Here is a 12,459-nt window from a genome sequence, read left to right as displayed (position 1 = left end):
CGGGGCTCGCTTGGGTTAGGGCATTACGGTGAACCGAAGATTGCCGAACCATTCGACAAAATCGGTGAGGAAATATTCAAACATCGAGGGCGCTGCCGCGGCGAAAATCAGGAACCCCACGATGATCAGCAACGGTGCACCAACAAAGAAAACTGGCAGCTGAGGCATCATGCGGTTGGCCAGACCCATACCAAGGTTCAGGATCACCCCCATTACAAAGAAGGGTGCCGCAATCGCGGTGCCAATGTAAAGGGAATGCCCGCCGACTTTGACCATTTGTTCTGCCATGTCGCCCAGCATTAAGGGGCCGGGCGGAAAGACCGTATAGCTGTCTATCAAAGCCCTCAGGATGATGTGGTGGATGTCCATCAGAAACATCAGGCCGACGGTGCCAATCAGCAGAAAAGTCGCCATCAAGGTCGCGCCCTCAAAAGACCCCAATGAGGGGCCGAAAGCGTTGGCCAGACCCGTCACCTGCCCAACTTGTGAGCCTGCAAACTGCATCGCCGACAAAAGTACGCGTCCTGTTAGGCCAATCCAGAGGCCCACTGTCACTTCGCTGCCCAGCATGATGAACATGGGTCCGGCCTCTTCTGGGGCTTGCGCAACTTTCGGCAGAATTGGGTAAAGCGCCAGACTGAGAACCAAAGCAAAGGCCAGCCGTGAGGTCGTCGGGATCTGTGTTTCCCCGAATGCTGGCATGAACAACATCGCCGCCCCCAGCCGCGCGAACACCAAGAGATAGCCAAAGATGATGCCGCTGACAAAAGTGTCGAGACTCATCGCCTATCCGATCGTCGCGACGGTCTTGAGCGAGGCCTTGCGATGCACTTCGTTGTGAGAGATGACCTGTGTCATAGGGCTGACGCGCTCGAGAATCGAGCGCACATAAGGCCGGCTGTCCGGCGCCACCAGCAACGCGGGCCACTGATCGGACGCCGCAAATTGCTGAACGTCTTTGCGCACCGCCAGCACAAATTCCTGAACCCGTTGCGGCGACATAATAAAGTTCACATCGTCGCCGGTTTTGGAAATGGCGTTGTGCAGCTCTGTTTCCCAGCTTTGCCCCAGAGTCATAACGGGCACATAGCCGGTTTCGTCCTGAAGACTCTGGCAGATCTGTTTGGACAGCTGCGTGCGCACGTGTTCGACGACCTGTTGCACCTTTTTCGTGGTCACCGAGGCCTCGGCAATCGCCTCGATGATCCTTGGCAGGTTGCGGATCGAGATGCGCTCGGAAAGCAGCGTTTGCAGCACGTGTTGAAGCAGCACCACAGGGGACGGGTTCGAGATGTCCGCCAAGAGCTTTTGATACTCTTTGGTTTGGTTTTCCATCAGTTCCTGCGTGGCCGAATAGGTCAGCAGGTCAGGCATATGCTCTTTGATGATCTCGGTAATATGCGTTGTGACGACACTCTCTGGGTCCACAACAGTATAGCCCCGCGCCTCGGCCTCTGACGCGCGGCTTTGGTCGACCCAGACGGCATTCAGACCAAACGTCGGCTCTTTGGTCCGCTCGCCGGGAATGTCGATCTCTTCTCCGCCGGGTTCGATCAACATCATCGCACCGGGGCGAATTTCGCCGGTTGCCGTCTCTACACCCTGAATCGAGATCGAATAGGTCATATGAGGCAGCGTTGAGTTGTCTTTGATCCGCACAGGCGGGATGACAAAGCCATAGTCCGTGATGAAGAGATTGCGCAGGCTTTTGACTTTGCCGGGCAAGGCGGCCTCGGGTGAATTGATCAGGGGTACCAGAGCAGTTCCCAGCTCTAGCCGCAGATCGTCCAGTTTCAGCATGTCCTGAACGGTCACTTCGGTTTTTTCAGGTTCTTGTTCTGCAAGACGCTCTTCTTCCGCGCGACGGCGTTCCTGTTCGGCAAGCTGGCCTTGCATGATGTAGCCCAGGAACCCCATGCCTGAGGCGAGAACTGCGAAGACGACAAAGGGGAAGCCGGGCAAAAAGCCGACCACGAAACACAGCCCAGCGGCCATATAAAGCGCGCGCGGGAAGTTTGACAGCTGACCCAGAACCGCTTCGTTGGCAGCGCCGGTGGTGCCGCCTTTGGTTACAAGCAAACCTGCGGATAGAGACACGACAAGGGCCGGGATCTGGGTAACAAGCCCGTCACCGATGGTCAGGATCGTATAGTTTGAAACCGCCTGCATGGCCGTTAGATCGTGACTGATGATCCCGATCAGGATACCGCCAACCACATTGATCAGCGTGATGATCAGACCGGCAATCGCATCGCCGCGCACAAATTTCGACGCACCATCCATGGCCCCGAAAAAGCTGCTTTCCTCTTCCAGAATTTTACGACGAGCGCGGGCCTCTTCCTCGGTGATCATGCCAGCACCAAGATCTGCGTCGATGGCCATTTGTTTGCCTGGCATCGCATCCAAGCTGAACCGCGCAGCGACCTCGGCAATCCGGGTGGAGCCTTTGGTGATTACGATAAAGTTGATGATAACCAGGATCGCGAAGATCACGATCCCGATGACAAAGTCACCGCCGACCATAAAGCGGGAAAAGCCTTCGATGACCTGACCTGCGGCCCCCGACCCCGTGTGACCTTCGGACAGGATCAACCGCGTCGAGGACACGTTGAGCGCCAGCCGCAGCATGGTCACAACCAGCAGAAGCGTCGGGAAAGAGTTAAAATCCAGCGGCGTCGGGATCCAGAGTGCCACCATCAGGATCAAAACGGACAACGACAACGAGGCAGCCAGACCAAAATCCAGCAGTGCGGCTGGCAGCGGCACAAACAGCATGCCCAGAATGAGAACAACGCCCAAAGCAAAGACAATGTCCCGATTGGCCAGCACGTTTTTGAGCTGGTCACCTAGGTTGGCCGGAGGGTTTGCATCATTTGCTGCCATAGTCGGACACTTCGTCAGGGCGTATTGCGAAAGGCCGGAAGCACCGGCTGCAAGGGTTGCGTTGTATAAATCGAATAGCTTTCACCACCTTGTGCGTCTGCGGTCCAGAACACTGGCGGCGGTGGAACTTTAGGCAGCACAACGTCTGCAACTTGGACAGGACGGTTTACAGAGTTCGCCAGCGCTGCTAGCCGCGGCATTTGGTTCGCGACGACGTTTTTGTTGCGATCAAGGCTGCTCAGATAGCGTTTTTGATATTTCTCTGTCGCGGAATGATAACGACCTGCGGCCTTGGTCCAATCTCCGGTCTCGCGATAAAGATTGCGCAGAAAGCGCGCGGCGTAGTCGACGTTGCGCTCGGGCTCAAAGGCGTCGCTGAGCGATACGAAATTGTCACCATGCCAATGCAGGTTGATCTGCATACATCCGACGTCGATACTTTTGACACCTGACTCAAGCTTGTTAGACACCCAGGCTTCCGCCTCGATCCTGTTTTTAAAGAAAACGCCTTCGCCGGCGGCATTCGCCGTCCATGGCCAAACCGCCAAACCAGCTGGCCCATTGCGACCCGCTTCCTGAATGCCAATCGCCAATAGCAGGTTGTCAGGAATCCCGTGGCGATCCTGTGCCGCCAAAATCGCGGAAATACAGCGCGCACCTGTGGTAACTGACGAAACCTTGCGCTCTGGCGCGGGCTTGGGTTGCGGGGTTGAGGATGTATAGAACCCGGTGAACAAATCCGCCTGCGCACTTTGTGCGAACAGGAACGAAGCGGCCAAAACAACCCTTGTGGTGCGCGAAAAAGCGGAGGTCACTAAAAGCCTCCGGCGACAATAAGGTCAAAGACTGTGTCCGACAGGCGCGTGATTTGCCCGTACATGAACGGCATGGTCAGAACCAGAATGCCAAAGATCGCGATGATCTTGGGGACGAAGGTCAGCGTCATTTCCTGAATCTGCGTCAACGCCTGAATGAACGAGATAATGAGACCGACACCCAACGCGATGGCCAGAACCGGCGCGCAGGCGATCAGGATGGTCTCGAGAGTCATCCTCAAAACATCATATGCGCCGTTACCGTCCAAACACTTGGTCCTTTCCGAATAAAGTCACACGGAAGATCAGATCGGCATCCGCATGATTTCTTGATAGGCTTCAACAATCCGGTCGCGCACTGCGACGGACACACGCACCGTGGACTCCATGTCCATCGTGGCCTCTACGACCTGCTGCACGCTGGCGTCACCGGTCAGACCTGCGGTCGAGATTTCATCGCCTTGACGCACGGTTTCCGCAGATTGCGCAGCGGCCGCGCGCAGCATGTCCCCAAAGCTTTCGGCCTTTTCAGGCTGCGCTTCTGTGACCGCTTTCAGATCCTTGGACTGTCCATAGGCGCTCTGAATAAGTGCATTTGGGCGAATTGAAGTAAAATCAGCCATGTTTTATCACTCCAACAGATCGATCAGCTGCGAGCGCATGGACCGCGCTTGTTCCAGCATCGTCAGGTTGGCCTCATAAGACCGCGACGCTTCTCGCATATTGGCCATTTCGATCAGAGGGTTCACGTTCGGCAACTTAACATAACCATTGTTATCAGCAGCTGGGTGCTGCGGTTCGTACCGCACGGTAAACGCCGACATGTCGCGCTCGACCTCTGTGGTTTCCACCAGCGAGCTTCCTGTCGCCGTATCGACAAGCTCGTTGAACGAGATGGTTTTACGACGATAAGGATCCCCACCTGGCTCGTTCGCCGTCGAATTCGCGTTGGCGACGTTTTCAGACACAACGCGCATCCGCTCACCTTGGGCCCTAAGACCAGTGCTGGCGATGCGGGAAATTGTGGTTAACGGATCCATCTATCAGCCTCCCGCAACCATGCGCAGCATTGTGTGCGCTTTCTTATAGAGATTGGCCGCGACCTTATATTGGCTCGCCGTACTGGAGGCCGCGAGGATCTGCTCTTCCAGAACAACAGAGTTGCCGGTGAGATCCTCACCCCAAGTCGTGTCGCTTTCTGCCACTGACGCATCAGGCGAAACCTCTACATCGGCAGCCTTTGCCAGATAGCTCTCAAAACTCTCGGTCTCTTTGGCGCGAAACCCCGAGGTCTCTGCGTTCGCGATGTTTTCCGAGATCGTCTTCTGGCTGTCCGAAAGCCATTTCAGGCGCTTGGACGCAAGATCGAAAAGATTTGGGGCCTCAGTATTCATAGGTAGACTCCGCGCGAGTTATCAATGATTATAGCAAGTATAGCATGGATTAACAGAGGATTTATCCTTGTGAGCAAGGTTTTTTCGGATCTCAAGACCCGAGTTTCCTCTTTGGAGGCCACAAGAATTGTTGGCCAAGTTCAATCAGTTGTTGGCATGACAATGACTGCAGCGGGCCTGAAACGCGCCGCTGGGATCGGTCAAAGATGCATGGTCAAAGGCGCGCGCGGCCCGGTTATGGCCGAAGTCGTCGGAGCCTCGTCAGACGGGCTGAAGCTGTTGCCCTTCGGGAGTTGGGACGGCGTTGCCGTAGGTGACGAGGTCGAGATTGTCCAACATGATCCGGGCATCAGCCCAGACGACAGCTGGATTGGAACTGTGGTTGACGGGCTCGGAACGCCTTTGTCTGCGGCCCCGCGATTCAAAACTGGACGCGGACGTAAATCCAGCGGCCGCGCAGAGCCGCCGCCTGCCTTTGCGCGTCGCCGTGTTGGGCAGAAACTATCGACAAAAGTGAAATGCTTGGATGTTTTCACGCCGCTCTGCCAAGGCCAACGAATGGGCGTTTTTGCGGGGTCGGGCGTAGGGAAATCCACGTTGATGGCCATGCTTGCGCGCTACACCAATGCGGATGTGATTGTTATCGGTCTGGTCGGCGAGCGCGGGCGAGAGGTTCAGGAATTTATTCAAGAAGATCTTGGGCCCGAAGGCATGGCGCGCTCTGTCGTCGTCGTCGCCACTGGGGATGAGGCCCCGCTTTTGCGCCGGCAGGCCGCCTGGACCGCAACCGCCGTTGCAGAACACTTTCGCGCCACCGGGCGGCAGGTCTTGTTGCTGCTGGATTCCGTCACCCGGTTTGCAATGGCGCAACGCGAAATCGGACTGTCATCCGGCGAGCCACCAACCACGAAAGGGTATCCGCCGACGGTGTTCTCTGAATTGCCCCACCTGCTGGAACGCGCGGGTCCGGGCCGTGACGGAGAGGGTGACATCACCGCGATCTATACCGTTCTGGTAGACGGCGACGATATGAATGAGCCTATCGCGGACGCTATTCGCGGCATTCTTGACGGGCATATGGTGCTTGACCGCGCAATCGCGGAACGGGGACGGTATCCGGCGATCAACATTCAGAAATCGATTTCGCGGATGCTGCCCGCCTGCCACACAAACGAAGAATACGCGATCATGAACGAGGCGCGGCGCGCCTTGGCGCGATTTGCCGATATGGAAGACCTGATCCGAGTTGGCGCCTACAAACCCGGCACTGATCCCGAAGTGGACGCCGCCATGCGTTTCGCCAAAGTCGCGGACGCCTTTTTGTCTCAGCGAAAAAGCGAGACCATGACGTCTGACCAAAGCTTTGCCGAGCTTTATCGCATGTTGCTTGAGGCGGGCATTGATGTACCGATTGACGTCAATGCGGTCGACCAGCCCGCCAGCGCCGCATAAAAAAATCGGCCGGTGACTAGCCGGCCGAGTTCTGCAATGGCGTCTGACTGAAACCTCAGCCATCCCCCCCAGAAATCTGTGATTACTGTCTGAACAGAGACATAATGTTCTGCGGCGCCTGGTTGGCCATAGACAAGGACTGTGTCGCCAGCTGCTGCTGTACCTGAAGCGCCTGCAAACGGGCTGCTTCTTCTTCCATGTTGGCGTCGACCATCGCCGATACACCAGAGTCCAATGTATCTGTCAGCATATCGAGGAAAGTCATCTGACCCTCGATGGTTTTTTCAGTAACACCCAAGGATGTCGCTGCATCGATCGCGTTGGACAGCTGTGCTTCAGCCATCGTCAGCGCCTCGGTCAGCGTATCAGGAACGGCAGTGTTCGTGCCGCCCGTGTCCAGGTTTTCCAGATCGATGTTTGCCAGAGCGGTTTGAATCGCGGACAGGTCTACTGATTGGAATGTAATTGTGGTCGCAGCAAAGGTGCCACCCGTCCGAGAGATCCCGGATACCACAGTCACAGGTGCCGCGGCGCCCGACACAAGGTCTTCGCCGTTGAAGGTTGACTGGCTGATCGCCGTACCGATTTGGGTAATTAGAGAGTCGAGCTCCGACTGCACATCGGCCAGGTTCACACCGCTGCCCTGCGCAAAGGCCACCCGGTCGGTGAAGTCTTTGGCCAGATCCGCTACGGTCTCTGCCCCAAGGCGTGCCGTCGAGATCGAGTTCTTGGTTGCGGTAAGCCCGTCATGGATGGACTCAAACATGCCGCTATCACCCTTCATCGTTTCCGAGATGGCGTAGTAGGCGGCGTTGTCTTTGCCGGATGTGATTTGCAAACCACTGGAGACACGGTTCTGTGTATCGGTCAGATTCTTGTTCACCATGTTCAACGTGGACAAGGCCACCATGGCGGAGTGGTTGGTAAGAATAGACGACATTTCCTGCGCTCCTATCTTTCGGGCGAGGGCCCTTCTGGACCATTAATCTCTTTAATCATAGTTACTATAAAGAATAGAAGTTTAAAGCAAGGTATATGTTCTTGCTATTTTTGTAGTTTTTGATGAATTACCACTATAAATTGAGAAGTACTACAATTGTATTCTTGTCTCCGAACTCAATTACAAGGATAGTTTCCCCACATTCCAAATTGGGAATAATTTCTGAAAGGTTCGAGCCGACACCTCAGTCCGGCTAGACAAAGAAGACCGGGCGCGACGCAACGTCAACCCCTCAGTTTTGCCCCACCCCCAAGTCACCCATGACGACAGGCCCCTCGGTTCAAACAAATAAACGGCCGCGAAAACCCGCGGCCGTCTTTGAATTACGTGATGTGAGGACGAAACCGCCCTCAGATCTTTTACCGGAACAGAGACATAATGTTCTGTGGAGCCTGGTTCGCCATAGACAGGGACTGTGTCGCCAGCTGCTGCTGAACCTGAAGCGCCTGCAAACGCGCCGCTTCGGATTCCATGTCTGCATCAACCATAGAGGAGATACCAGAATCGATGGTGTCTGTCAGAGATGACAGGAAGGACTGCTGGCCTTCGATGGTCTTCTCAGAAACACCCAGAGATGTCGCTGCTGCAATCGCTGCACCCAGCTGAGTTTCTGCCATTGTCAGCGCTTCTGTCAGCGTATCTGGAACCGCGGTATCCGTGCCGCCTGTGTCCAGGTTTTCCAGATCGATGTTGCCCAGAGCCGTTTGAATCGCGCCCAGATCAACAGAAGAGAAGCTCAGGGTTGTTGCCGCGAATGTACCGCCAGACCGAGACACACCTGAAACCACAGTTACAGTTGCTGCCGCGCCAGAGACCAGATCGTCGCCGTTGAAGGTGGATTGACCGATTGCAAGACCGATTTGGGTCACCAGAGAATCCAGTTCGGACTGAACATCGCCCAGATTCACACCGTTGCCTTGTGCAAAGGCGACTCGCTCGGTGAATTGTTCTGCAAGGTCGGACACAGTTTCCGCGCCAAGACGCGCTGTTGCTATGGAGTTCTTGGTGGATGTCAGACCATCATTGATGGACTCATACATGCCGCTGTCACCCTTCATCGTCTCAGAGATAGCAAAGTAAGCTGCGTTGTCTTTACCAGAGCTGATCTGAAGACCGGTGGAAACACGGTTTTGGGTGTCGTTAAGCTTCATGTTCACGTTGTTAAGCGTGGCAAGAGCAACCATTGCAGAGGAATTGGTGAGAATGGATGACATTTAATGTTCTCCTCTAATTCTCGTTATGTCTCAGTCTTCTGACTGATATAGCACAAACGAATATTGCATCGTTTGAGTGACTTCAGAGTAAGAGAAGTGCGGTTAAAGCCGCGTTTAGAAATGCCCCGACGTTGGTGGAGCTCTTCGAAAAAATACAATTTTTAGGTGAATTGGTAACCAAGCCTTAAAGTAGCTTAACACTAGGCTAAAGGTTAGAAAGGAAAGCCGAGAAACCCCGGCTTTCCCTTGATACTCTTAACGGAAGAGCGACAACACGGACTGTGGCGAAGAGTTCGCCATTGCCAGTGCCTGAGTCGCCAACTGTTGTTGAGTTTGAAGGGCTTGCAACCGGGCTGCTTCCTCTTCCATCTCTGCGTCAACCATCGAGGACACACCTTGATCCAGTGTATCGGTCAGGGAACCCAAGAACTCTTGCTGAGATTCAATGGTCTTTTCAGAAACGCCGAGAGAGGTCGCTGCTGAAATTGCATTGCCCAGCTGAGTTTCAGCCATGGTAAGGGCTTCGGCCAGAGTATCTGGAACCGCGGTGTCCGTACCGCCGGTGTCCAGGTTCTCTAGGTCGATGTTACCAAGAGCAGTTTGAATCGCACCCAGATCAACGGACTGGAAAGAGATCGTTGTCGCGGCAAACGTACCACCTGACCGGGTTACACCGGAGACGATGGTTTGTGTTGCTGCTGCACCAGACACCAGGTCGTCACCGTTAAAGGTAGACTGGCTGATCGCGGTGCCGATCTGAGACACGATGGAATCAAGTTCAGACTGAACATCACTCAAGTTCACACCAGAGCCCTGTGCGAACGCAACGCGCTCGGAGAACTGCTGTGCAAGATCAGAAACGGTTTCCGCACCAAGGCGGGCAGTCGCAACTGAGTTTTTGGTGGATGTCAGGCCCTCGTTGATCGCCTCGAACATACCGCTATCACCCTTCATAGTCTCGGAGATAGCAAAGTAAGCCGCGTTGTCTTTACCGGAGCTGATTGCGAGACCGCTGGATACGCGGCCTTGGGTTTCGTTCAGGTTCTTATTGACCATAGTCAGGGTCTGTAGAGCCGTCATTGCAGAGTTATTCGTGAGAATGGACGTCATTTTACGCTCTCCTCAATTCTCGTATTATTTGTCCGTCTTCTGACAGAGTTATGGCTGGACATGCCAAAACTACGCATGGCCGTACAACCATCCGTAGAATAACAGAATTTAGGTTAAAGCGGGGTTAAGGTTTACGTTTTTTTAAACCTTGCACCCGGTAGAGAGGTCCGTCGTTTCCCTGATAATCTCTGTTAAAGCTCCTTATCCAAAGCCCTCGATCGGCTGCTATCGGCGCCAATTCGACGGCCGGATTTTCCATAAAGACCGCTCAGGCTGTGCCTTTGCTGGGCCTTCTCGATTTCACGAACGATGGTGCCTGCCGCGACAGACATACGGGACAGAAGCGCATTGTTTTCCGACACCGCCTCTTTCAGTTCGGCAAGCCGATCTGGAAGGCGGCGCGCCTTGACCGCGTCGTCGTTCATAAAGGGTTCAATCAGTGGCATTTTTAGCTCGAGCCACTTCAGAATGCCTGCCTTCTGATTGTGGAGCTCACTCACGATATTGAGTTTGCCTTCGTTGATACCCGCAATCTCTTGTTTCAATAACGAGACCGCCTCGGTGATCTTGGTGGCAAAAGCATCAATGTTTTGAATGTCCAATTCGGTGGGCGCCAGCGTCATATTCCCCTGCCCCACAGGCCGCGGTTGCTTGCGACCGGCCACCCGAAACTGGCGTTTAGAAATCATACTTTGCCTCCAGAGCCAGCCGTTTTGTAGGCCGACATCATCTGCTCCACACTCGCCGAAAGACCGAGTCCACCCTGCTCGACAAGCGACTCTGCCATGGCCTGAGACATGAAAGATCGCCACATGTGCATGTCGCGTCCGCCGGTCGCCGCATCCAGGTCGACGGTCTTGAGCATTTCGTCGACAAACTGGGACAAAAATAATGTCTCAAATTCCTTCGCTTTCGCGATTTCTTGATCAGAAAGCGGGCTTTGCGCCGAAATTTGATTCGTAATTTGCCCGTTTGGCTGCGGTGAATAGAGAATCGGAAGGTCCGCCATCAGATGATCTCCAGATCCGCATGAAGCGCGCCCGAAGACTTGATTGCCTGCAGAATGGAAATCGTTTGCCGCGCGCCTACTCCGATGGCGTTCAGGCCGTCCACCAGATCCTGAAGACTGACGTCCCCCTCTAGGATTGTGAACTTGCTGTCCTTCTCCGTAACATCCAGATCCGTATCGGGAATAACGACTGTCGTCCCACCAATAGAGATCGGGTTAGGTTGGCTGACGATGGGGTTTTCTTTGACCCGAATGGTCAAGCCGCCCTGACTGATCGCGACCTGCCCAATGCGCACATTGGAGCCGATCACGATGGTTCCAGACTTTTCGTCCACCACGACCCGCGCGATGGAGTCCGGCTGAACGGTTAAGTTTTCAATCACGGACACGAATTCTGCCACGTTCGCACCGGAGTTGACCGAGACCTCTACGGTGCCGGGATCCAGCACAGAAGCGAATTTCGCGCCAAGTTCGGTATTCACCACATCGCGCACACGTGTCGCTGTTGTGAAATCAGGAGTTCTTAGCGCCACCCGGAACGAACGCATCTGAGCCAAGTCAAAGCCGACTTCGCGCTCTACGATGGCTCCGTTGTCAACGCGCGCAATCGTGGGAACGCCTTCGGTCAAAGTTGCGCCCGCACCTTCAGCGCGGAACCCCGACACGGCAACCGCACCCTGCGCAACGGCGTAGACTTCGCCATCCGCGCCCGCAAGCGGCGTGACCAATAGGGTCCCACCACGCAGACTGGTTGAATCGCCAAGCGAACTGACTGTGACATCAATGGGAGCACCGCGGCGCGCAAACGGCGGAAGTTTCGCCGTCACCATAACCGCCGCGGTGTTCTTGGTTTGTAGCAGGTTGGCGTCAATATTGGCCACACCAAGACGCTCAAGCATCCCCCGCACACTCTCACGCGTGAAAGGCGAATTCGCCATCTTGTCGCCGGTGCCCAAAAGACCCACGACCAGCCCGTAGCCAATCAAATGGTTCTCTCGCACACCCTCAAAGCTCGCAATATCCTTAATGCGAACGTCGGCCTTGGCCACTGACACCCCAAACACTGACCCTACCAAGATCAATGCGCATAGTATTACACCTGCTTGGGGCCAGAAGTATTTTTGGTACTGCTCCATAGATATTTTTGCCTCTATGCCCAAGGACACTGTAGCGATTAATCTTTGGTTAGTCCACACTATCTTTGTAATTCAATGTTTTAACCCCGTTTTAATCTTTGTAATTTTTTCTTTTTATAGTTGAACGGTTGGTTAATCCTTGCTAGCCGTCAAGAATAACAAAAATGGCAGGAACGGAGGACGCTATGCGCGCCTATGTTTATGAGCCACGAGAGAAACGTCGAGCATCACTAGCATCCGAGTTGGAAAACGCGGGTCTGCAACCTCTCTTTGTGGGCGAAGAATTTTTTGAAACGGGCCTTGCGCCTTTGACTCAGACGGGCAGCGAACATCGCGCCATTCTGATCGGAGAATCTGTGAACACCCACCGCCAAATCCGCGCGGTGCGTCATGCAGGATGCGAGAACCCCTTGATAATCCTACGGGATTTCCGGAATTCGGCGGAC

General features: G+C 54.7%; 14 protein-coding genes and 1 pseudogene. 2 read left to right on the top strand and 13 right to left on the bottom strand.

Translation table 11 applies throughout. From position 1 onward, the window contains the following. Positions 1-15 precede the first annotated feature (15 nt). Genes ACEQWH_RS16360 through ACEQWH_RS16330 form a run of 7 tightly spaced genes read right to left on the bottom strand, consistent with a single transcriptional unit; the run spans position 16 to position 5,092 of the window. On the bottom strand, positions 16-783 hold the full coding sequence (locus ACEQWH_RS16360; RefSeq protein WP_370232635.1) for a flagellar biosynthetic protein FliR: 768 nt from the start codon (positions 781-783) through the stop codon (positions 16-18). A 3-nt stretch (positions 784-786) separates the two neighbouring features. Beyond that, on the bottom strand, positions 787-2,883 hold the full coding sequence (gene flhA / locus ACEQWH_RS16355) for a flagellar biosynthesis protein FlhA (RefSeq protein WP_370232633.1): 2,097 nt from the start codon (positions 2,881-2,883) through the stop codon (positions 787-789). A gap of 14 nt (positions 2,884-2,897) precedes the next feature. Next, positions 2,898-3,698 carry a lytic transglycosylase domain-containing protein gene (locus ACEQWH_RS16350; RefSeq protein WP_370232632.1) on the bottom strand — a complete coding sequence of 267 codons (801 nt, stop codon included), beginning with the start codon at positions 3,696-3,698 and terminating at the stop codon, positions 2,898-2,900. Then, a complete protein-coding gene (gene fliQ / locus ACEQWH_RS16345; protein ID WP_370232630.1) occupies positions 3,698-3,967 on the bottom strand; it encodes a flagellar biosynthesis protein FliQ in 270 nt (89 codons plus the stop codon). Before fliQ ends, ACEQWH_RS16350 begins: the two co-directional genes overlap by 1 nt. 36 nt (positions 3,968-4,003) lie before the next feature. After that, positions 4,004-4,321: a flagellar hook-basal body complex protein FliE gene (locus ACEQWH_RS16340; RefSeq protein ID WP_370232628.1), complete on the bottom strand. Its 318-nt coding sequence runs from the start codon at positions 4,319-4,321 to the stop codon at positions 4,004-4,006. Between the two features lie 6 nt (positions 4,322-4,327). After that, entirely contained in the window at positions 4,328-4,738 is a 411-nt protein-coding gene (gene flgC / locus ACEQWH_RS16335; protein ID WP_370232626.1) for a flagellar basal body rod protein FlgC, read from the bottom strand. Positions 4,739-4,741: 3 nt separating this feature from the next. Further along, a complete protein-coding gene (locus tag ACEQWH_RS16330) occupies positions 4,742-5,092 on the bottom strand; it encodes a flagellar basal body protein (protein WP_370232625.1) in 351 nt (116 codons plus the stop codon). 69 nt (positions 5,093-5,161) lie between these two features. Between ACEQWH_RS16330 and ACEQWH_RS16325 the strand changes: the two genes are divergently transcribed. Further along, positions 5,162-6,544, top strand: a complete 1,383-nt coding sequence (locus tag ACEQWH_RS16325; RefSeq protein WP_370232624.1) for a FliI/YscN family ATPase — start codon at positions 5,162-5,164, stop codon at positions 6,542-6,544. 82 nt (positions 6,545-6,626) lie between these two features. On the opposite strand, the gene ACEQWH_RS16320 is transcribed toward ACEQWH_RS16325, so the two are convergent. The 6 genes from ACEQWH_RS16320 to ACEQWH_RS16295 all read right to left on the bottom strand — a co-directional run bounded on the left by ACEQWH_RS16320 (position 6,627) and on the right by ACEQWH_RS16295 (position 12,013). Further along, the gene (locus ACEQWH_RS16320) at positions 6,627-7,484 is read right to left on the bottom strand and encodes a flagellin (RefSeq protein ID WP_370232622.1); all 858 of its coding nucleotides are present in this window, start codon (positions 7,482-7,484) and stop codon (positions 6,627-6,629) included. A 419-nt stretch (positions 7,485-7,903) separates the two neighbouring features. Beyond that, complete coding sequence (locus ACEQWH_RS16315; RefSeq protein WP_370232620.1) at positions 7,904-8,758, bottom strand: flagellin; 855 nt, start codon at positions 8,756-8,758, stop codon at positions 7,904-7,906. A gap of 255 nt (positions 8,759-9,013) precedes the next feature. Beyond that, a complete protein-coding gene (locus tag ACEQWH_RS16310; RefSeq protein ID WP_370232618.1) occupies positions 9,014-9,868 on the bottom strand; it encodes a flagellin in 855 nt (284 codons plus the stop codon). Between the two features lie 191 nt (positions 9,869-10,059). Then, entirely contained in the window at positions 10,060-10,491 is a 432-nt protein-coding gene (locus ACEQWH_RS16305; RefSeq protein ID WP_370232617.1) for a hypothetical protein, read from the bottom strand. A gap of 62 nt (positions 10,492-10,553) precedes the next feature. After that, complete coding sequence (locus tag ACEQWH_RS16300) at positions 10,554-10,877, bottom strand: rod-binding protein (RefSeq protein WP_370232615.1); 324 nt, start codon at positions 10,875-10,877, stop codon at positions 10,554-10,556. After that, a complete protein-coding gene (locus tag ACEQWH_RS16295; RefSeq protein ID WP_370232613.1) occupies positions 10,877-12,013 on the bottom strand; it encodes a flagellar basal body P-ring protein FlgI in 1,137 nt (378 codons plus the stop codon). Before ACEQWH_RS16295 ends, ACEQWH_RS16300 begins: the two co-directional genes overlap by 1 nt. A 164-nt stretch (positions 12,014-12,177) precedes the next feature. On the opposite strand from ACEQWH_RS16295, the pseudogene ACEQWH_RS16290 reads away from it, so the two are divergent. Beyond that, positions 12,178-12,459 (top strand): annotated as a pseudogene (locus tag ACEQWH_RS16290) (DNA-binding response regulator); the annotation flags it as partial.

It is taken from the genome of Cognatishimia sp., assembly GCF_964229375.1.
Taxonomy (GTDB): Bacteria; Pseudomonadota; Alphaproteobacteria; order Rhodobacterales; family Rhodobacteraceae; genus Cognatishimia.
Note: the sequence above shows the minus strand (reverse complement) of the source record. Positions and strands in the feature narration are given on the sequence as shown.